This is a genomic window from Butyricicoccus sp. Marseille-Q5471 (assembly GCF_951230135.1).
Classification (GTDB): domain Bacteria; phylum Bacillota; class Clostridia; order Oscillospirales; family Butyricicoccaceae; genus Agathobaculum.
This window is the reverse complement of the sequence record NZ_CATNVC010000007.1, coordinates 48,583-70,045: the sequence shown is the minus strand read 5'-3', so window position 1 is coordinate 70,045 and position 21,463 is coordinate 48,583. Positions and strand designations below refer to the sequence as shown.

The window sequence follows — 21,463 nt, the reverse complement described above, 5'->3', positions numbered from 1 at the left end:
ATGCGACGGTCGCAATGCTGCGGGCAGCACAGAAGGGGATAAAGACCGGCGGTGAGCTCGATTCTAACGGCAATGCAACTCGTGCGGAAGTAGCGGTTATGCTGCAGCGGTACGTATCTGCACGGCAAAACACAGCCTGCATTGAAGTGAATTCATTGCACAAAGCATCGGAGCTATCTGGATTGCTCCGATGCTTTGTTTTGAGCAATATAGCTGCGCTAGACTGAATAGAAAATAACTTGTGCACTGGTCAGCCATTTTAAGCTGCATCGCTTCCGGGACTGTCTTATTCCGGCTCAGATTGCAGCGAAATTTGACTGCAATCTCCGTAATGTGCACACGCTTTTCAGGCATGCGGCGGCGGGACAAGTATCCGTATAAGATGCGAAGCGGGAGCGTTCCCTGAGTCTTGGTATCCTGGCCGATGGCAAAATCGACAACGCCCTGCTGAACCATTGCAATGTTATCCGCCGTGACATCGTGCACGACCACGTGAATCCGATCGGCAACGCCGCTTTTTGAATCGCCTGATACACACCGCTTCGCCCGACCGACGAAATATAGATGTCGTTCCAATTGGAATCCGACCGAATAGCGCACAGCACACGCCCTGTCCGTGCATGACGTATCCGAGCATCGCCGCGGCCGACCGACCGGCGGCATGATGGCCAGTCCGTCAATATGCTCGATTTCAATCAGCTCATCGATCAGCGCAAGCTGATGGTGTACGTCGATATCATCCATCGCGTGCACAATGACCTCAACCGGCAACAATTCCGTGTACGCCGCGTTTTCAAAAATAGTGCGCAGCATTTGCTGAGTACGGCACAACGCCGAATCGCCTTCGCTGAATTTACAGCCCCGAAACTACTGTGGGTTCAGCGCAATGAACCGCGGAGTTTTACGTGAATTATAAAGATTATGCTACCGAAGAACGATATGGCATATTGCATGATCAGAATTCATTTGCAATCCGGTCGATCAATGGGAAAAACAGATGAGGTCACTAACAACGCATCACTTGAAGATCAGGATGCTGTGAAAAAGGCATAGGAGAAGTGTAACGAGATACGAAAGTAAACATACGGTTTGTTCCGGTATCCTTATAAACTTGATGCGGATCTGTTGCTGTTGGATAAATATATGACTAGATATCTATCAAATGAGTATGGAAAGTAGTGCAAGGAATGGGAGTTAAAAGGAGAAAAGAGGAGCGAAAAAAGCAGAAAAACAAATGTTAAGAAGCCAAAAATGATACTGTGTTTTCAAATCCCTCCGCTGGATTGAGCTTTTGCTAAGGAACGGCCGAAAAGGCGACTGCCGCAGATAGCAGAACAACCGAAGCAATCCGCGCCTAAGGGCAGCGGACGTTTGCTCCCGCACTTGAAGGTGTTGGTGCACATACTGCTGTGTTCGAACTTGCAATCGATGTGCGGATGGCTTAAAATGAATGATAGGTAAGTTTTACTACTCCTTCGTTTGAGGGGGAAGATAACAATCAGATTGTGCTGCGGCGCCTTGCCGCAGAGAGCGGGGATCTATGCTAACACGACAAAAATGGACTGCAATACTGGCAGTGTTGCTGCTGTTGAATACGATTCCGGTGCTTGCTGTCGAGACGGAGGCATTGCCGGAACATCAGCCCGTGACCGAGGTTCGGGATGGTGATGATGCAGGTGATGAGGAAGCTGTTCTTTTACCATCCAATACAGAGGAATACCCGCCTGTGTTGCAAATGGAGCTGATTAACGATGGGGACGCGCCGGGGCTGTACGGCACGTTAAGCCATATACCCGCCGATACGGTGGAAATTCTGGTACTGTATTCCTTTGATAGAAACCGATACGATACGGTGGAAACTACTGAGGAGGGCGGTGTGCGCCGATGGGACTTGACCGGTTTGACGGAGGGAACGGCAGCCTTAACTCAGTTGTGTATGAGTGAAAATGACAGTCCTCTTAGGCTGTATCTCGGGCAAACGGAGCATACACTCTACACCAAGCTGCAAATCATGCGGCAAGTCGGCGAGAGCATCGTACAAACAGATACCGAAGTCGTGTCGTTTACCTGTGAGCAGACGGGTCAAGCGCCAACCGTTCCGCCCGAGTTCACGGCAAGGATTGAAACCTCCGGACAGGGTGATGTGCTGGTGGGACACTTTTCCGATTGGCTGACCGGCACTGCCAAGGTCACCCCTATGTACTCGCTGGACGGTGAAACCTATGAGGTGATTTGTCCGGAACAACCCTATGACTGGAATCTGGATATGCTGGGCACGCAGGACGAACAGGAGCAGAGAAAGCTGTATAACCAAACCTGTGCCCATGCCACCGTAGAGCCATTGAAAAGCTATCTGGCTGGAAGGATTGATTCCTTTTATATCAAGCTGCAAATCACGCTGCAAGATGGTGTCTGCTATGATGCCTCGCCCTTTCAGCTGGTTCGCGGCGCGGCGCAGCCTCTGCCGGAGGACGCGACGATTTACGCAATCTTTCCGGAAACTATGCGTGTGAGCGGCCGTCCGTCTTACGGGAAATATCAGGTCACTGTGCCTGAAAATGTCGATGGACAGGGAATTTATGCCCTGCTGCCGGATACTGTGCCGGTGGAGATTCAAATCACATTGCCGGATACACCATACGATCCGCTGGTGGGCTATGTAGAGACGGCAGTCGTGTGGAATACGCTGCCGGAGCTTAGTCTGACGGCGGGCGAACCATTCACAATTGTAAACGCAGCCAACAGCATAATTATCCCTGCTGGAACGCAGGTGCAAACGAGCCGGGGAATTTATATCCTGCCGGAAAAGCCGGTTTTGAATGATGAAATTCGCGTCGTTCTTAATCCTGTCGCCGAAAACGCAAAGGCTGCGGGTTCCCTGCGGGGAAGCCTTGCGGGAAACGAAACGGAGAATCAGCTTCCGCTTACCCTTGCCTTTGCGCTTAAACCCAGTGGAGCCACCGAAATCATGGCATACTCCTTCGTGGAGGGGGAGGCGGGTTGGACGCAGCTGGGAGATCTGCTGGCGCGTCGAGCCGTTGACACTAACCAGTCCAAACCGCTTTACGGTTATGTGGATTTGTTACAGCCTGAGGACACACCCTATCAGCGGTATTTGCAGGGGGAAATTTCCGGTTTCTTGATTGGACTAACCATCAAGGACGGTGTTTACGACGGAGAAACTGTGACGCTGCCGTGGCCGGGGGAATATGACCCACCGCCCAGAGTGCCGGAAATCGGTGGTTCAGGCGGCAATGAAAACAACGCCGGAAACGGAAATGGGGATGGCGGTCAATGACCGAATCCCCCCGATAAAAACGAGCCGCCCTTGACCGTTCCGCCTCCATCCGAGCCCGCGCTGCCCACGGAGCCTGAGCCAATACCCGGGCTAATTCCAACCCCCGAGCCTGAGCCGGCTAAGGGAATGAAGCCAACCTGGGTAACGCCGCCGGTATCAATTCCAACGCAGAACCCTGCGCCGATACCGAAGTCACCCCTATTACCTACGCCTGCCCTGACGCCGGAGCCGGATGCGCCGCCTTCGCATACGGAAACAGCGCCGGAGGAAACTGCTAAACCGACATGGAGCCCTTCGGAGTCTGCGCAAATCCCCTCCGCTCAAACCGTAGACCGAAGCCGACCGGATCAGGCGAAGTTTCCACCGGCGGTTACGCTGGGACTACTGGCGGTGGGCGCCGCGGCAGCGGTTGGCATCGCCCTGACAACAACGGGGGCGACTGCCTCCTCGGGCGCGGTGGGCAGACTGCTTTCCAAGCTTAAAAAATGGCTGTCTACAAAATAGAAACATCAAAGAACCGCTCACACTGTTAAAAAGTGTGGGCGGTTCTTTTTGTATGTATTATTTCCCTATAATGGGAAAATCGATTAAAAACACCGTGCCGTGGCCAACTCGGGTGGAAACGCAGATTTCTCCGTGCAGCTCCTCCACAATACTCTTTACAATATAAAGTCCTAGGCCGCTGCCGGAATCCTTGCCGTTTGCACCTACATAAAACCGGTCAAAGAGGCGGGGGACATCGTCGGGAGAAATGCCGGAGCCGGTGTCCGCTACGGACAGGTGGCAGCCTTCGATGTCCACGGTGGCGGTCAGGGTGATTTTACCGCCCGGCGGCGTGAATTTCAGGGCATTGACAATCAGATTTTCAAACAGGATCTCCAGCTTTTTCGGTTGAGCATAGAGTATGCCATCGACCTCTGGCGGCTCTAAGAGCAAATAGATTGACTGAACCTCCGCTGCCATGTAGTGGGAGTGATAAACATTCTCCAACAGGGTTTGCACGGAAATGCGCGCATAGGGTTCCGACAGCTCGTCCATTCGATTGAACACACTCAGCCCTTGTACCCGACGCATCATCTCCTGCTGCTTTTGCTCCACCAGATCGATATAGCGCAGCAGCTCGCCGTCCACGCCTGTATTATGCGACCGAATAGCCTCAATAAAGGAGCCTGCCGCGAACACAGGGGCCTTGAGATCGTGGGCCATGTCGGCAAAAAATGCCTTGCGTTCCTGCAAGAGATGTTTTAATTCTGTGGTTCGCTGCGCGACCAGATCCTCCAGGTGGGTTTGAAACGCTGCATTTTCGGCCAGAAGCCGCTGGTTGCGCACCGCCATCATCCCGCCGAACAGGCCCACCAAAAGCAGTGCGCACCACTCAAACTGCCAGAAAAGCAAAATCGGTTCAAATAGGTTGGATGCAAAGAGGTTGCAAAGCAGTCCAACGCCAAAAGCCGTACAGGCGAGCTTCGCGAAAAGCCGCTCTCTGCTTGCCGCTCGCTCTCCGGAAAGCACCAATAGCAGTGTGGCACAGAGGGTAAATATATAGTAGCAATTTGTAAGGATGCCGTGGAGCCAAACCGACCAAGGCAATACCGGAACCAGCGCCGCCAGCAGGAGCAGCAGCGCGGAAAATGAAATCATCAACCGCCTCGTCCATCCCGCAGCCTTGCTTTGAGCGATGCCGCCCGATAGGGCAGTGAGCTGCAGCACACAGATACAGAGCCCGTATAGAGCCGCACTCTGCACAAAAAACCAGTATTCTCCCACGGGAAGCGCCAAAAGACGCACAAAATAGTAGGATAGATACAAAACTAAGCAGCAGCAAAGTCTGCCGAACCACAGAGCGAGGGCATCCTTCGATTTTTTCCACAGCGTCCACGTAAACAGAGTCAAAGCCAGCGTGGCGAAGCATACGGCACTGTAGGCGATACATTGGAGAATTGTCGTGTGGAGCACCGCCTGCGGGGTTCCCAGCATGGGCGGATGGTACATCCCGCTGTAATATCCGGCGGCAGATGCGGTCTCCACCGACAGCAGATGATCCCCTTCGGTCAGCGTGAAGGAAAGAAGTCCGCTGCCGTTTCCCCGCGCCAGTACCGCGCCGTCCAGCGCGATGGTATAGCGAAAAAAGAGGGCGGGAAAGCGAATTACTGCCTCTGCCGGCTCTCCGCTGTAGCGCAGGATGAGCTGATAGGTGGCGCTTCCGTGGGGGGATGCGGTCTTGTCGCCCCGTTGGAGGTTCGAAAACTCGCCGATGTAGGTGGTGAGCGCGTTCGTACGCGCATCGGTAAGCCGCCAACCGTCGATGAGAAAAATCGTCCTGCCGTCCGCCAAATTTTCCTCCGAGAGGGTGAGTATACCCCCTTGCGCATAGGGTGGCGGCGTCTGATATTGGTTGTCCGTGTAGAACAGCAAAATAAAAAAGCAGAGGAGTAAACCCGCGAGTGCAAGCGGCAGCTGTTGTTTCATATGTTGTCGCTTCAAATGCTCACCTCTTTCCTCATCCGTCCTCCGGCACAAAGCGATAGCCCTCACCCCAAACCGACTGGATAAAGCGGTGGCTTGGCTCAGCGCTTTCCAGCTTGCGCTGTAACTGGGACAGGTGCAGCTGCACCGTGTGCCCATCGTCCCACTGGCGGCTACCCCAAATCAATCCGTAGAGCTTTCCCGGCGGATAGGCCGCGCCGCTGTTTGTCATCAGTAGGTGCAGTAAATCAAATTCCACCGTGGTCAGGGTCAGGGTCAACCCTTTCAAATAAGCCCTTCGCTGCTTGAGATCCAGGCGCAGGTTCCCGGAGCAAAGCTCCGAGCGCAAAGTGCCGTGGGCCGTAATCCGGCTCTCTACCTTCACCCAAAACAGCTCTGGCGTCACATCCTTGGTGATGTAGTCTGTTCCGCCGGTCAGAAACCCCTGGGTCTGGTGCTCACAGTCGGACAGCGTGCTTAAATATATCACCGGTGCGCCGGTGGCCTGTCGCAGCGCATCACACAGGTCAAAGCCGCTGGCGTTTCCAAGATTGACGTCTAAAATCACGCAGTCAAACCGCTCCCGCTCCGCAAGAGCAAGAGCTTCTTCTCCGTTTGATGCCATACGTGTATCGCATCCGTGCTCCATAAGCACCTGCGCCCAACGGCTGCGCTCCTGCGCCACATCGTCCACCAAAAGAATGGTGTAGCCGCTGTGCGTCCTGGTAGGCGGTTGGGGCAGAGAATCGCTTTTGGCCTCGGGGAGCATCAAGCTTTCCAGATAGTCCTTTTTGAGCTGAGGGTACAGCAGCTGTGACACCGGCACCCAGCTGCCGGAGCGGGTTAAAACCCCATCCGCCGTCAGCTTGGCAATGTGCCGAAGATTGACAAGATAGGCCCGGTGCACCTTGAAAAAGTCGGGCCATAGCAGCAGCCGTGCCTCGAAGTCTGAAAATTTACCGGAGATCTCCTCTAGCTTGCCGTTGAGCAAATGAAACAGAATGCTTCTGCCCATGACCTCCACATATTCAATCTCCGAAAAGGGCAGATGCAGCACGCTGCTCTTGGTTTTGATCACAATGCCCGTCTCATTGGCGCAGTTCAGTTCTTCGGCAAGCCTGTCCAACACGGGAAATAAAAACAGCGCGCTGACCGGATCGGGCAGACAGTACCAGAGCGTCCGCGCCGCCTGCGCTGCGTTCTGCTGTAAGGGTACGATGCCAATGAAGCGCAGCAGGCCGTCCCGCTCCCGAAGCTCCTCCGTCAACCGTGGCCATGAGCCTCCGTCTAAAAACAACGCGTCGTATTCGCCGGGAACCATGTCGCAAAGCAGCTCCACGTCATTGTCATATAAGCGGCAGGACAAATCGCCCCCCTGAGCTTGCCTGTATCGGTCGAACAGCTGCGACAGGAGATTGGCGGTTTCTTTTTTCTGGGTATAGACAGCAAGCCGCATAAAAGCCCCCCTAAATCAAATGACTAGATAATTTCATTGTAGCACACTACCGCTCCGGCCTCAACGCCTGTGGTTGCTATTTCATGCAGTTTCCTACCTATCTCACGCAGGTAACGATTTGCGGAAAGTTTTTCTGCTAAGATGTATTTATGTAACCAAAAGACTGGGGAAAAGTCAAGGGAGGGAGGATATGGAGCTTATCGTATTGGTTGGAGGCATCTTCGTCTTCTGCGTCGCTGGGTGCTTTTTTTGCTCACTGCGCCAGATCTCCCGGTGCAGATTCGACGTAGAGACAGCGGCGCGGCAGCTTAGCCTATATCGCAGCCGGCCACTTGACGGACGAAACGAATCGGATGCGGCTCTGCGGCAGCGACAGATTGAGGTCAGCGAAACAATCTATCAAGACGCCATCGCCACGTACTATCGAGCCATACGAAAACCGAGGAACGCCATTCCGGTATTTTTTCTGGACTTTCGAGAGAAACGAGGAGACGCCCCAACGGAGGAAAAGAAGGAAAGAACAGAAACAAAAAACGAGTCATTCATTCGCGAAGAATAGACAGGCTCACCCCGTTGATGCATAGAAACCAATGGCGCTCTGCCCTGATTGAATCACACATATCAAATCGCGCCTAATCCGGAATATCGTTATGGTGAACATTGTTTTTGAACCTGCAAAACAAGGAGAAAATAGGATGAAAAAGAGATTACTTAGTACACTTCTTACGATGTGCATAGCGGTCGGTATGCTGCCGACTACGGCGTTTGCAAGCACTTTTGACCCTAGTCAACCCGAACTTTTGGGTACGGTGTCAGACTATCAGAGTACGCTGAACACTATGTATGACGAAAACGGTTTGAGAGTGGTCAATGTTGGCTTTAAGTCGTCGAGCGGCGACTTAGGCGTGAAATACGGCATCATCAACCGTGACGGAAACTGGGTGGCACAGCCTATCTATGACAAAATTAAGCCCATCGCTACAGATTATCGCCTTAACGGTGGAAAAGGAGCGCGAACGCCTGCCACGCCGTTTTACTTCATCGGCGGCTATGTGCAAGTCGTGCGTGACGGCAAAATGGGACTGATGAACACCAACGGCGAGGAAGTCATTCCCTGCCAGTATGATTTGGTGCAAATGCCCTCGGAGGGCATGGCGGCGGTTTATAACAAAACAGGTTCAGGCAGTACCTGCTACCTCGGCTATTGGAGCCTTGCCCAAACCGTGAAATTGTCAAGCCGAATAAATATATTGCCGCCTATACCAATACTTCTATTGGCGGAATTGATGACAAGGCAAGCGCGAAGCCCACGGGCGATTTGTTACAGGTACACGACTTTATCGACGGCTATGCCCTTGTTACCACGGCAAAGGCAGACGGCTTTACCGTGTCCGCCACCATTATTGACAAGGCGGGCAAGGAAGTTCTGCCCCAAGCGTACCCTGTTGCACTTGCGCTATTAACCGGAAGCTATTCCACTTATCCGCAAAAGGGTGCATATCTTTCTTTTGTCAAGTCCGTTCCTGATAATAATTATAAAGTGGTGAAATACGACGACAAAAGCTGGCAAACCGTGCTCACCGGCACCCATTACGCCACTGGTCTCGCCACCACCTCCGGCATTGTCATTCCGGCAGCCTATACCAGAGGTGTGCTGGCAAGTCCCGGCGAAGCTCAAATCTTTATCAATGCCGCAGCGTTTCAAATCTATCCCAAGGAAAACTTGGTTGTCACAGAAATGGACTACATGAAAGGGATTTTATATGGCGGCGCCTACACTTCTCTTGATCTGAAGGGCAATACCGTAGTTGCCCCTGGTAACCAGTTTGAGGGAAAGGGACTGAATTATGACCCTGACAGCAAGCTGCTCTTTAAAGAAGGCACGCTCTACAACACCGCCGGCAAGGTGCTTGGCAGTGCGGGCGATATGGCAGACGGCCTGTATGCCCATAACGGAGTCATCTTTACCTTTGGCTACGGTACATATATCCAAGCTGACGGCGGCTATACCCCCCACCACCATTTATGCGCTGAGCAGCAAGGGAGCAAAGCTCAACCTGACACAAAAAATGGGTTGGTCTACGAAGGTTGAAACTGGGGACAACAGAATACAGCTGTTTAGCGATTGCAGCATCGGCGGATATTTCTGGGTGCAAAACAATCAGAGGAAATGGGGCCTGCTGGACATTTCAGGAAAAGAGATTCTCCCCTTTGTCTATGATGCGGTGGACTACGGCGCATGGACGGGCGAGCAGAACGCCTATGCCATTGTCACACAAAACGGCAAGCATGGACTGGTCAGTCCGTATGGCAAGGTACTGGCGCAGCCGAGCTATGACAGCCTCCGGGTAACCTCCGACCACACAGCGGCAATCGCGGGAATCGGCGGCAAGGTCGGGCTGGTGGATATTGCTACCGGTAAGGTGACACTTCCCATCAAGTATGACGGCTTCCAAAGCTTTGCCGGTTATTATCAGCTCAACCCCGACTATTTTGCAATGGGCGTTTGTCCGGTATATGATGCAAATTATGTTTATTTTGTGGATAGAAACGGCAACGAGGTGTACAAACGCGAAATATCCAAAACGCAGACGCATCTCAATTTCACAAATGAGGCGTTATATGGTCTCTACAACGTCTACGAGGGTCAAATCGACAGCTGTGGACGGTTGATTATCCCTGCAGTAAGCCAAAAGGATTGGGCCGCTGACCAGATTGCAAGCATGGTGGTTTATCAGCAAGGCGGAAATGTATATCGAGTGAAGGCGAACTATGTAGACGCCACCTTTGGTGTCAAGCCCTACGCTCCACAAAGTGCAGCAGCTACACCCTCGGAAACAAAGCTGCTTGTAAATGGCAGCAGTACGCCGGTGGATGCATACGCCATCGCGGGCAACAATTACATCAAGCTGCGTGACCTTGCAACAATGATAAGCGGCAGCGAAAAAAGCTTTGAAGTTTCATGGGACGGCAGTAAAAACGCCATTAACCTGCTAAGCGGAAAGCCTTACACTGCCGTGGGCGGTGAAATGACAAAGGGTGGCGGACAGAACAGGGCGGCAAGCCGCACCACGGCAAAAATATACCTGAACGGCGGCGAGGTGTCCTTAACGGCCTATAGCATCGGCGGCAATAACTATTTTAAGTTGCGCGACGTGATGCAGATTTTTAATGTTGGTGTGGGTTATGAAAATGCAACCCAAACCGCAACGATTACCACAGCGGACAGCTACACCTTGGCGCAGGACGCGCTGGCACGCAAAGCAGCGTTTGAGCAGGCGTATACCGCCGCAACGGGCAACCCGTATCAGCAAAAGCAGATTTACGACGAGCCTGTCGTTAAATTCGTAGCAACACCAACAAAATACGAGTAAAATGTGGGCGACGCGTTTGATTCTGCCGGTTTTACTGTACAATATCAGGATGTTTACGGTAACGGTACAAATATCTCAAAGGATATCGTCCTGGATGTAAACGGCACAAAAATCTACGATGGGTATGTCTTCACCACAGCGGGTAAAAAGACAGTCAACTGCTCCTACAAGGGCGAAAAGCTTAACACCTTTGTCATTACAGTTTATGAAAAGGTGGAGCAGGCCGACCTCCCGCTGGAAGACGGCGACTATTATATGATGCTCATGGGCAAATATGTTGTTCCTGTGGCCGACAGACAATGGATGGATTGTCCGACAAAAAGCCGGACAATCCATTTACCGTCAAGCATTTGGAAATCGACAAGGAGACCGGACATCATATTTATCATGTCATGATAGGGGGCAAAACCGTCCACTATTATGGAAGCGGAAATGGCGCCCAGTTGATCGGTGACGGCGGAATTGACTTCCCGCATAAGTGGCGTATCGCAAAATACTCCGACTTCTGGACCATGCGAGATGAAAAAGATCAGGCAATGGCAGTCAATGCCAGCGGAGCTTCCGATAAAAACGGCACTAAGGTGACGCTTTGGAAGTATACGGGCAAAGCGCCGGAGCATGCAAAAATCCAGTTTGTTTCTGCAAAATAAAGGAAGGATTGTGATACGGTCACCGGGGAAATCCTCGTGACCGATAACAGGAGGGTGACAAAGAATGAGAAAAAGAGTGCTTAGTTTGCTGTTGGCGATTGTCATGCTAGTTGGTATGCTGCCGACAAGTGCAATTGGTGCATCGGACAATACCGCACGAGCGGATGCTGTTGCGGCGCTCGCCGAGCAGTACGGCGAGGAAAATGCCGAGCAAATGTTTGACACCATGTTCTCCATGGGTCTCATCGATCAAAACGGCAATCCCAAGACATACAAAATCAAAATGGACGGCAAGTCCTATACATTGGAAGAAATACGACCCTTTGTGGAAGGGGAAGAGGCCGACCTTACCAAAACCGTCACGGTGGACGGCGACACGGTGGAGCTGTCCTTTATCAAAAAGCTCTTGGACTATCAGGACGAGATGGCTTATCTGGAGGACTTTTTCACTCGCCAGACCGAGGAACTGACCAATGAGCAGCAGCTGGCTTTGTCCACCATGGTGACTCAGTTCGTCAACGATGGCGTCAGCCTTCGGGCAGCGGAGGATATGCTGCCGGTGGTCACCGGGGTCAAAACAACCATGAATGGATATGGCGTGGACATAAATCTGGAGTTTGCCGAGGGCGCCACAACAGAGCAGCTTAAAAAAGTAACCTGCCAATATGTTTTATTGGACGGTGAATATAATGTGGCCGACCTCACCCGCGTCAACAGAGGCAGTTATATTTCTTTTGATCCGGACAAACATGACAGACTCCATGGGTATTATCCTGCGGATGACCCTCAAATGTCAGGAATTCAGTATTACTATACATGGCAGACCGTAAGCGCCAATTTTAAGGTGCCGCCACAGGGCTGGGTACTGCCAGCGGGTGTGCAGTATTCTGGAGACAGAAACTTTTACATTTACCTCTACGACTTGCAGTACGCCGTCTTTGAGGACGGAAGTGACAGCAAAACCTACCCTGTAAAGGTCGATAGCGGTACCGCGGATTTTGAAGCATACCAGGATACAAGCTTTTTCCAAATTGGCGATCCTACTAATGCCCTATTGGATGGGTCGTCTTTTAATGTTAATCAGCAGGGAAAGTATGTTGGCGAAAATTATCAATATTACGCATTGTTAGCAAACAATACTAGTGTCATTCCGCTAAATATAAAAGACGTACATAGACAGGCTATTTTAAATAATACTGCCAGTCACATTGTTGTAAAGGTGGATACACAATATATTGACCAGCTGCAATTTGCTGTAAGCAATAGCCGGGACATTAATTACTTATGTAAGAATGGCTTTACGCAGAAAGGTGCCACATTCACGGGTGGTTCAGAAGCGACGATTCCGATTTCAGGTATTCTCGGAAACAGCGACTCTGAGGACTATAAATTTTTGACGAGCTCAACAGTGGGCGGCGGTGGACAGCTATTCCTCAGCATGCGCTGCAACACCAAAAACTGGGGCGTGCTGACAGTCGGCAACAACAGCACCTATTATGTGAAGCTGGTGGACTTAGTTGCGCCTACAGTAACCGAGGTCAAAAGCCCCGATTATGTGTTCCCGGTTGGCGCGCAGGTACCCATCTCGGTTACCTTCAGCGAGCCTGTGCGAAAGAGCACGATAAGCCTAACGATGAGTGACGGCACGGTGCTGTCCGACACAAGTTCAACGGCGGTGGACAGCCGTGTTTCTTTCCTCTATACGGTGACGGACCCGAACGCTATCTTTTCTGTGGATAAGGTTTCCGGCGCAATCGACACCGGTGACAATAAAATGGCGGACTTCACCGTAACGGACAAGACCGCCCAAAAGGCGCGCCCGGATTATAATGATTTCGACAGCTTCGTTAGCGTGACGCTAAGCGACAGCAAGGGCGTGGAAAAGACAGCCTTCCTGCCCGGAGAAACCGTCAATTTTAAGGTTGAGCTGTATGAGGACAGCACAATTATTTCCAACAACGAAACAAAGGGACAGCAGCAAAACAAATGGCTGACCGAAAACACTACCCCGACTGACGACGGAAGGTTTACGGTCAACGGCCTTTATGCTTCTGCGGATGGGTATCAAGAGACTATGCCTCCCGTTTATATCAACGACGAAGGCACAGCGCTTTCCGGCAGCTTTACCGCCCCCGCCGCCGCCGGTGCAAATCGGCTGGCATTTTTCCACGACACGGGCAGAACCGTAGATGACTGGTATATTTATTTCCCCGGACTGGAATCTTCCGATAACAAGATTGCGCCCATTTGGAGAGGCACCGCCTGCGCAAGCTTTACGGTTTCCGAGCCTATTGCCGTTGCGGCGGAGGACATCACCTTTGCCGAGCCTGCCTATCCTGCCTCCCCACGGACCTTGGTTCTGGGCGAAACGACAGGGCTGAAGCTTGGATATACGGTGAAGCCGGGCAGCGATGCCACCTTTACAAAGCCGGAGGATTTCTTCTGGAAATCGTCCGATGAAGCCATTTTAAAAATTGATGAGGCCGGTCTGCTAATCCCAATGGGTCTTGGCAAGGCGAATATCTCTTTGGTGGCGAAGAACGGCAGCGAAGAAAGCGCAAAGCACACCGAAATTTTGGTGGGTGAATTTACTGTAAAGGCCAGCAACAACAACGCCGTTAGTATTCCTGACCACAAAATCAAAAAGGGAGAAGCCTTTACCTTAAATATCAGCGCTAATATCGTGGATGAAAACTTGTATACGGATACAAAGGTGAAAATCTATGAGGGAAAGGCGGCGGAGGGCACGCCTGTCTATGAGACAAGCGTCGCTGACAAAACCGTCACCACCTTTGCAATTCCGGCAGACAAGCTGACCGCGCTGTCCAAGGGCTTCACACCTGCCTACACCGTGCAGGTGGAAATGGGGGGAATTATTGCGCAGGGCAACGTCATCGTGAAAAGCCCGCCTGCCGCAATTAAGCTGAATCGTCCCGGAACCTACTTCCTGCTGGACAGCGCAGGCAATCAAACCATCACGTGGACAAGCGAAAATTTGGACAACCCCGCAGCGGAAATCACCGTGGTGAAAAATGGCGAAGTGATCAAAACCGTGACTGACACCAGCGGTTCCATCAGTGTTCCTGTTTCCTCGCTCACAGACCTGCGTGATGTATACACCGTCAACGCGAAGATTAAAAATGCGGAAGACGAGAGCTGGAGCTATGATTCCTACGTCTTTTACATCTACAATTCCAGCGCGCTGCAAATTGCCGTTGACGGCGTAACAGCGGGCAGCAGTCACACCATGGACAACAATCCTGCCATCTCCAAAATGTCACAGGACGATATTATCGCTTTGGCACGAAAAATCGACCTGACCGATGACCTTTCTGTCAACTTTAAGGACTATGCTTACGGCATTGTCAGCGATCAGGTGCTATGGAAGAGCAGCAGTGCGTCCGTTGCCGCCATGAACTATATTCGCGGCGGTGTCAGCCGCGAGCTTTCCGAGTATGACAACGTATACACCAGAGAGGACGGCACAAAGTACACCGAGCAGGTAAGCTACGCACCCAACACCGTCTTTAAGCTGGCGGGACTGAATGATGGTACAACCACCATCACGGCCACCCACAAATTCTCCCAGATGACCGACACCTTGGGTGTGACAGTCAATACCTTGAAGGATAAACTTTATCTCTTCCAAGTGCAGCCTAAGGCGGAAACCACCGCCACCTATACAAACGGTAAGGGCGAAACGAAAACCGTCACTAGTGATGCGACCGGTGCGTTCGCCATCTACGAGGAAAGCGGCATCAAGAGCGACCTTGGATTTAAGAGTGAGTTTGGCGGCACAACCTACATGGGCACCCTGTACCATCACGCCCTTGTCTCCGGAGAAAAGGACGCCACGAAGGGCGAGCTGTACCCCATCAATAATTTTGAACTGCGCAAGGTGGCAGAGGTCAATTTCAACTTCCAGGTGCCCGCCTTTGAGGGCTATCGGAATAACGGCGGCTCCATGAAGCCCTTTATCGGCACTGTGACGCTTCGCGGCGGCGTATATAAAAACGGAAATCTGTGTGAAGGCACCGTGTACGGAACAGATAAGCCGCTTACAATTGATCTAAACGCCGGGACGCAGGGCATGTATACGCTTGGATTTGATGCCACTAAGTTCTGGTCGTCGGCTGCGGGGGAAACATCAACTACCGAGCTTTTGCCCTCTGATAAAATCGAGTACATTTTCGAGGTCAAGTACCTGCAAACCGGCGAAACGGACAAGGTTGATCAGGAGCAGGGCAAGAAATACCTGCCGGCCATCCTCAAATTCTCAGGCAACTACTCCTACCAGGATGCCATGATGATGGGCGAGGCCACAACCGCTATCCGTCCCATCAACTCCATGAACAGCACCCCGTCCGATGCGGCAAAGCCATTCCTCATGAAGCAGGAAACCAACCGCTTTAAGCCGTCAGGCAATTTGGATGATGTGACCTTCTCTCGCGGCAACATCGGCATCAGCAAGCAGACCCCGAAAATCGAGCTGATTTCTACTGTGCTATGGTGGGGAGAGGAAGCCAATGCCAAGTGGGAAGAGCTGACCCTAAAGACCCTCAACGAGCGCAAGCTGGAGGTTCCCGGTCAGACGGCAAGAACCTTTAAGTATCCCTTCTCCACCATACCCGTCACCGAGAGCCGCTTCACCCTGACAACGGACAATATCTGGGTGAAAAATGACACGGAAAAGGGCTATCTGATCAACTGGTTCTACAATCAGTCCGGCACGGTGGTCAAAAGCGTGAACTCTCCCTTTGCTGTGCGCAATATGATGGGTGTGAACAACATCGCAAACACCTCGGAACTGAATGAAACCTTCCGCGATGAGATGATTCAAAGCGTGTTTGCTGAAAGCAGTGTGCCCGTCGATGATAAAATCATCGGCAAGGCCTTGCAGTTCGCGGGCAGCATCGACTTTAGCGGTGAGAATTTCGCTATGCTGATTTCCCCCACCGAGGATCCCACCGTATTTGATGCGCTGATTCAGCTGTCCATGGGTGAGGACCCCACCGCTGAGCTGCCCGGCGTCAGCGAGGATGGATTTTCCAGTGTCCTCTTCGACGAGGCGGCACATCAGTACGAGAATGAGGTCGTTACCAAGGCAAGAAACGCGAAGAACGCCATTAATGAGGTCAAGGGTATGGTGGAAGGCCTTAGCGAGGATGCTGCTGACGCACCGGAACTCAAGTATCAGGTGGCAGGTCTGCTAAAGGCACGCGTTGTTTACGACTTTGAAAACATGCAGTGGACGGTGCAACCTGTGGGCGGCGGCATCGATCTGGGCGCAGGCATCGAGTTTGGTGTCAGCATTCCCATCACTCTCGCACCTGTTATTCCTGTTCAGGTTGGCTTTGTGGATTTAGACATGGGTGCAAGCGTCGGCATGAGCTATCGCATGCAGATGCTCACCAGCCCCCAGAGCGTCACCTATTCCGACTATGTCAACAGCGCGACCGACATTCTGCGCCAAGGTACAGGAACACCCACCGAAACGGCAAATGTCAGCATGGGCGGTACCATTGATTACGACTGGGCGTATAAGAAATCAGATTATGTGGTTGACAACTTGACCAACCTGAAGCTTTCGGCCTTTATTGAGGTGTTTGCCGGTCTCGGCTTTGACTACACTGTCATTGCTTTGAAAATCGGACCCTTTGGCGGCGTGGGTTTGCAAAATGAAAACACATTTCTCAACCGAAATTATTTACAGCAGAACATAGCAGACGCCGATGCGCCCTATCGGAACACCGGCTTTAAGGGCGGCCAGACCGGCGGTATGACCACCGGCAAGCAGACGGAAAAGGCTCTCAACGGCACCTATTTGAACATGGAGGGTCATGTGGGCATCAAGTTTGAGGCCACGCTGCTGTGCTTTAGCTATACCAAGGTGTTTGCCTCCATCGGCTTTGACAATGAGTGGACCTTCCGCAACTGGGACAAAATCGCCGAGTATTGGGAGCAGACCACCGGTGAAGAACTGATTTACTTGAGCGCCGGCGCAGATTCCAGCCGTGTTCGTATGGCAGCCATGGCATATGCTGCGAAAACCGGAGAAATGGCTATGTATGACGGCGGTTCGGGGCTTCAGAACCGTGACTACCTCAGCCAGTATACGAGAGTATGGCATGACGACACCGAACGCTCCGGCATCAGCCTGTTCTCACTGGATATGGACGGTGATGCACCCAAGTATATTCAGGAAAACGCCTATCCCTATTCCCAGCCGCAGGTAGCTGACGACGGCAGCTTCTTCGTCTATCTCAAGGATTCTGCATCGGTATTTGCCACCCGTGCAGCTGTCTCTATGAAGAGGAGCGGCGGTTATGCAGAAGGCACTGTCATTGACGACGAAGGCTTTGGGGACAGCGCGCTCGCTTTTGACGGCGACGAGGCTTTTGCCGCAGCCGCCTGGGTCAGATTGACTGAGGAGCCAGCCTTCGCTGACGAAAATGCCCCCACCGTGGTCGAGCAGTCTGCTGTGATGAACGGTTCGGAAATCTATGCTTCCATCCGCAAGGATGATACATGGAGCACCACGCGCTTGACCACCAATACCACGCCGGAAACCAATCCCGTTATTGCGGTCAGCGGTGACAAGGCAATCGCGGCATGGAAGGCAGTTTATGCCCCTAACCCGGAAAAGCCCACCGAGTTTGACGGAAATGAGCTGCTGATGTATCGGATCTACGACGGAAGCAAATGGGGTGAGGAAAAGACGCTTTACAACGCCGAGGCAAACGGCGGCATCGTGGGACTGAGCGCCACCATGATGGACGACGGGACCGCCGCAGTTGCCTACGTCTTTAACGGCGGCGCGGACAGCAGCAAGGAAATTGTCTGTGCGGTACTGGGCGCGGATGGTGCGGTCAAGACCTCCACCCGCTTGACCAATGACAGCTGCACCGATGAAAACCCACAGCTCACCGTGGTCAACTTCGGCACCTCCACCCCTGACTGGCGCTTTGTACTGGGCTGGAACCGCAGCGACTCCAAGGGATCGGACGTACGCCTGGCTGTGTTTGATGCCGAGGGCAATTTAAAGGACGACTTGGGAGACAGTCTCTACGATATGAGCGGTACCGCCATTTCTGCTCCCTTTACCTTCGCAGAGATGGATGGCACCTTCAGAACCTTGGATAACCTTACGGTTATCTGGGCGGAGTCACAGTCAGAAGACGAGAAAGTCGGCAGTGACAAGCTAAAGGCGGTACAGTTCACTGTGGACGGCGATCAGGTTTACACCTCTGCTGCCATGCCCTTGGCGGATTTACCGCAAAGCGACACCACCCACGTTATCAATGACCAAGTGGACAGCTATGTGTCTGCAAATAATCAGGTGAAATCCTTGATTTTGGCAACTTGCTATGACAGTGCAAACGCTACAAGTGTGGTTGTGGATGCGGTGGACCCCATGACCGGCGCAGCCACCACGGAAGAAGTCTCCGTGCCCGGCACAAGGAGCGATATTTACGCCGCAACGCAAGAGTTTGTCAATGCGGCGGAGATCACGGATGCCACCTTTGTTCCCGCGGAAATCCGTTCCGGTTTTGATCTGCCGGTTTCCTTCACCGTCAAAAATACCGGCATGACGGTGCTCAATGAGGCAGTCATTCAATTGGCTGGCAGCGACCGGACGGTTTCCGATCTGAACCTATACCCCGGACAGAGCAAAACGGTAAGCCTGATATACACCGTGCCTGAAACCGTGACCGATATTTCCTATGCAGGCGGCACGGCAAACTTCAAGGGCGGAGAAACCGCAGACATGATTGGCAGCGGAACTCTGGCACTGGCAGTGCCTGATGTAGGTATCTCAAAGGCGCAAATCGACACGGAGCAGGATGGTGTACGCACAGTGTCAGTTTCCCTCTACAACAGTGCGGCGTATAAGCTCAGCGGCAGCGGAAAAACGGTTAAGGTGGGGCTGTATTCCAGCTCCGGCTATGAGCCTGCATACCAAAAGGCGCTGATTACGCTCACGGCAGATGAACTTGCCCTGCTGGATGCAGGCGCGTACACTGCTTCTTTGTCCATGAAGCTCGATGAGTTCTTGACCGTAGACGGGGTGCAGAAAGAAATTCCCGATGGCGGCCTGCCGTTCTTCCTGAAAGCTTGGGTTGAGGATTCTGGTACAGAAGTGTCTGAGTATAATCCGAACAACAATGTTAGCTCGGTACTGTTTGAGAATCTCCAAAACAAGAATGAAGGCAAATCTGTTAAAATCAACCTGACTCAAAGCGTGGAGGATGGAAAGTCAATTGCCAATCTCACACTGCCCAGTACCATTATGGCACAGCAGGAGAACGGTAATGTGGCGGTCAATCTTCTGAACGCGGCGGGTGAGGTCATAGAGACCCAGTGGCTGTCGAGTGATCCCATTACTCTGGGAAGCGAAGCGCTTGTGCAAAAGTCCTTTGCATTTGCAGCGCAGGGGGCATCGGTAGAGGCAAACTACTTTACGATGTCCAGCGCGGATGCTGACAATACGCTATCCATGCTGGAGCTGCGGGGCGTGCCCTTTACCTTTGATAAGGATACGCTGACATACACCGTAACGGCGGCGGACGGACAGACTGTCGCAAATCTGACGGCAGTTCCCTCCAATTTGAATGCTACGGTTTCCATCAATGCAGACGCCGCAGTGGCAGGGATTCGAACCAAGGAAGTGACGCTGAAAAACGGATCGGAAATTGCCATAACCGTTACGCCAGCGGTAGGAGATAAGGCGCAGACCTACACCGTGAAGGTGGTGAGTAACAACACGATTCCTTCCGGCGATAAGGACACCTCGCCTTCCATCTATGCGGTTAAGGCCGAGGCGGTTCAAAACGGCGCTATTGCCATCAACCCGCAAAGTGCTGCGGCAGGAACCAAGGTGGCTGTGACCGCCACGCCGAACGAGGGGTATGTGGTGGATACCGTTCAGGTTGTTGACGCAAAGGGTAACACAGTTGCCGTGACTAAGAACGACAACGGCAGCTATTCCTTTACAATGCCCGCTGCCAGCGTTACAGTGCGTGCCGCCTTCAAGTTGGCAGAGCTTACATGGAACAATCCATTTATCGATGTTGAGCAAGGTCAATGGTACTATTCTGCCGTAAGTTACGCCAGCCAAGCCGGGCTGTTCTCAGGAACCTCCGCCAACACATTCACACCCAACGCACCCATGACACGCGCCATGCTCTGGACTGTGTTGGCACGGCAGGCCGGGCAGGATGTGTCCGGCGGTGCCAGCTGGTATGAAAAGGCGCAGGCGTGGGCGATTGAAACGAGTGTTTCCGACGGCACAAACCCAACAGGTGAAATCACTCGCGAACAGCTTGTCACCATGCTCTGGCGGCAGGCGGGTTCCCCTGTGCTGATGGACTATCCCGGTCTAACTATCTTTGACGATGTGGGCGATATCGCTCCCTATGCCCAAGGCTCCATGGCCTGGGCGCATCAAAAGGGGCTTGTCGAAGGCAGCGGCAATCAGTTAATGCCTAAGCAGAGCGCCACTCGTGCACAGGTTGCCGCCATCATGATGCGGTACTGCGAGAACATCGCAAAATAATGACCCTAATGGGGCGGACAGATTTTCTGTCCGCCCCATTTGTTACGCCACGAAAACTCTGAAAGAATCCCTTCAACAGCCTTGGCGTTTAAATGGCTTGCTTTTAGTCTGTGCAGCTTTACACCACGCCTACCGATTGCCCTCGCTTGAAATATCAACACTTTGTGGGATTGCTTTTACTAAGATATGCGACGGAAGTTATTCGGTTTAGCGCTCCGTGAATCCGCTCATGGTTGCTCAATGCATGTGACGCTCTGAGTTAGTCTGCAATTGCTGTGGATTATTGGCTCGCATAGATTTCGCGAAAGAACACGAGAGAAGCATACCTCTTAACATACTCCTGTGCCGTCAATCAAGGATGGAAAAGAGTACATTAAATAGGGCCGAAAAGACAAAAAGTGAAATTTAGCTATTTGCTTGCGGTTTTTTGTTCAAATAAGTTGGTTTTGCTTTCGCTTGCAGGGAACAAGAGCGAAAGCAAAAAGGATAAAATCGGGGTTTAATTAACCCATTGCCTTACGGTTGCCATTGGGGCGGCACTCTCTTTGCGCATGCAGTGGATTCCTTTTTCATCGGCAGTGTGTTGTGAGCCGACACCTTCCTAGTTCAGACTTGGGATGGAAGTCAAGTGAAAAATATGTTAAGCTTGTTGTATGGAAAAGG

General features: G+C 52.3%; 12 protein-coding genes. 9 read left to right on the top strand and 3 right to left on the bottom strand.

The features are described from left to right. Window positions 1-96 precede the first annotated feature (96 nt). Complete coding sequence (locus QOX26_RS09285; RefSeq protein ID WP_283674760.1) at window positions 97-813, bottom strand: hypothetical protein; 717 nt, start codon at window positions 811-813, stop codon at window positions 97-99. Window positions 814-1,540: 727 nt separating this feature from the next. Between QOX26_RS09285 and QOX26_RS09280 the strand changes: the two genes are divergently transcribed. After that, complete coding sequence (locus QOX26_RS09280; protein ID WP_283674695.1) at window positions 1,541-3,298, top strand: hypothetical protein; 1,758 nt, start codon at window positions 1,541-1,543, stop codon at window positions 3,296-3,298. 126 nt (window positions 3,299-3,424) lie between these two features. Further along, window positions 3,425-3,802 carry a hypothetical protein gene (locus QOX26_RS09275; RefSeq protein ID WP_283674694.1) on the top strand — a complete coding sequence of 126 codons (378 nt, stop codon included), beginning with the start codon at window positions 3,425-3,427 and terminating at the stop codon, window positions 3,800-3,802. 57 nt (window positions 3,803-3,859) lie between these two features. On the opposite strand, the gene QOX26_RS09270 is transcribed toward QOX26_RS09275, so the two are convergent. Both QOX26_RS09270 and QOX26_RS09265 read right to left on the bottom strand, forming a co-directional pair. Beyond that, window positions 3,860-5,767, bottom strand: a complete 1,908-nt coding sequence (locus QOX26_RS09270) for a sensor histidine kinase (RefSeq protein ID WP_283674693.1) — start codon at window positions 5,765-5,767, stop codon at window positions 3,860-3,862. Window positions 5,768-5,798: 31 nt separating this feature from the next. Beyond that, window positions 5,799-7,220: a response regulator gene (locus QOX26_RS09265; RefSeq protein WP_283674692.1), complete on the bottom strand. Its 1,422-nt coding sequence runs from the start codon at window positions 7,218-7,220 to the stop codon at window positions 5,799-5,801. 190 nt (window positions 7,221-7,410) lie between these two features. Between QOX26_RS09265 and QOX26_RS09260 the strand changes: the two genes are divergently transcribed. The 7 genes from QOX26_RS09260 (at window position 7,411) to QOX26_RS09230 (ending at window position 20,800) form a co-directional block, all read left to right on the top strand. Beyond that, window positions 7,411-7,779 carry a hypothetical protein gene (locus QOX26_RS09260; RefSeq protein ID WP_283674691.1) on the top strand — a complete coding sequence of 123 codons (369 nt, stop codon included), beginning with the start codon at window positions 7,411-7,413 and terminating at the stop codon, window positions 7,777-7,779. 136 nt (window positions 7,780-7,915) lie between these two features. Continuing rightward, a complete protein-coding gene (locus tag QOX26_RS09255) occupies window positions 7,916-8,683 on the top strand; it encodes a WG repeat-containing protein (RefSeq protein WP_283674690.1) in 768 nt (255 codons plus the stop codon). Beyond that, entirely contained in the window at window positions 8,608-9,312 is a 705-nt protein-coding gene (locus tag QOX26_RS09250) for a hypothetical protein (RefSeq protein WP_283674689.1), read from the top strand. Before QOX26_RS09255 ends, QOX26_RS09250 begins: the two co-directional genes overlap by 76 nt. Continuing rightward, window positions 9,290-10,594 (top strand): WG repeat-containing protein, encoded by a 1,305-nt coding sequence (locus tag QOX26_RS09245; protein ID WP_283674688.1) that lies wholly within the window; start codon window positions 9,290-9,292, stop codon window positions 10,592-10,594. Before QOX26_RS09250 ends, QOX26_RS09245 begins: the two co-directional genes overlap by 23 nt. A 3-nt stretch (window positions 10,595-10,597) precedes the next feature. Further along, window positions 10,598-10,990, top strand: coding sequence for a hypothetical protein (locus QOX26_RS09240; protein WP_283674687.1), 393 nt, complete (start codon window positions 10,598-10,600; stop codon window positions 10,988-10,990). Beyond that, window positions 10,987-11,244, top strand: coding sequence for a hypothetical protein (locus tag QOX26_RS09235; protein ID WP_283674686.1), 258 nt, complete (start codon window positions 10,987-10,989; stop codon window positions 11,242-11,244). The genes QOX26_RS09240 and QOX26_RS09235 overlap by 4 nt, the downstream gene beginning before the upstream one ends. A 64-nt stretch (window positions 11,245-11,308) precedes the next feature. Next, window positions 11,309-20,800, top strand: coding sequence for an S-layer homology domain-containing protein (locus tag QOX26_RS09230; protein WP_283674685.1), 9,492 nt, complete (start codon window positions 11,309-11,311; stop codon window positions 20,798-20,800). The last annotated feature ends 663 nt before the right edge of the window (window positions 20,801-21,463 follow it).

Coding starts and splice junctions, on each gene's coding strand:
- QOX26_RS09255 (WP_283674690.1), top strand. CDS start 7,916: ATGAAAAAGAGATTACTTAGTACACTTCTTACGATGTGCATAGCGGTC.
- QOX26_RS09230 (WP_283674685.1), top strand. CDS start 11,309: ATGAGAAAAAGAGTGCTTAGTTTGCTGTTGGCGATTGTCATGCTAGTT.
- QOX26_RS09280 (WP_283674695.1), top strand. CDS start 1,541: ATGCTAACACGACAAAAATGGACTGCAATACTGGCAGTGTTGCTGCTG.
- QOX26_RS09270 (WP_283674693.1), bottom strand. CDS start 5,767: ATGAAACAACAGCTGCCGCTTGCACTCGCGGGTTTACTCCTCTGCTTT.
- QOX26_RS09265 (WP_283674692.1), bottom strand. CDS start 7,220: ATGCGGCTTGCTGTCTATACCCAGAAAAAAGAAACCGCCAATCTCCTG.
- QOX26_RS09245 (WP_283674688.1), top strand. CDS start 9,290: ATGGGTTGGTCTACGAAGGTTGAAACTGGGGACAACAGAATACAGCTG.
- QOX26_RS09235 (WP_283674686.1), top strand. CDS start 10,987: ATGATAGGGGGCAAAACCGTCCACTATTATGGAAGCGGAAATGGCGCC.
- QOX26_RS09260 (WP_283674691.1), top strand. CDS start 7,411: ATGGAGCTTATCGTATTGGTTGGAGGCATCTTCGTCTTCTGCGTCGCT.
- QOX26_RS09275 (WP_283674694.1), top strand. CDS start 3,425: ATGAAGCCAACCTGGGTAACGCCGCCGGTATCAATTCCAACGCAGAAC.
- QOX26_RS09285 (WP_283674760.1), bottom strand. CDS start 813: ATGCTGCGCACTATTTTTGAAAACGCGGCGTACACGGAATTGTTGCCG.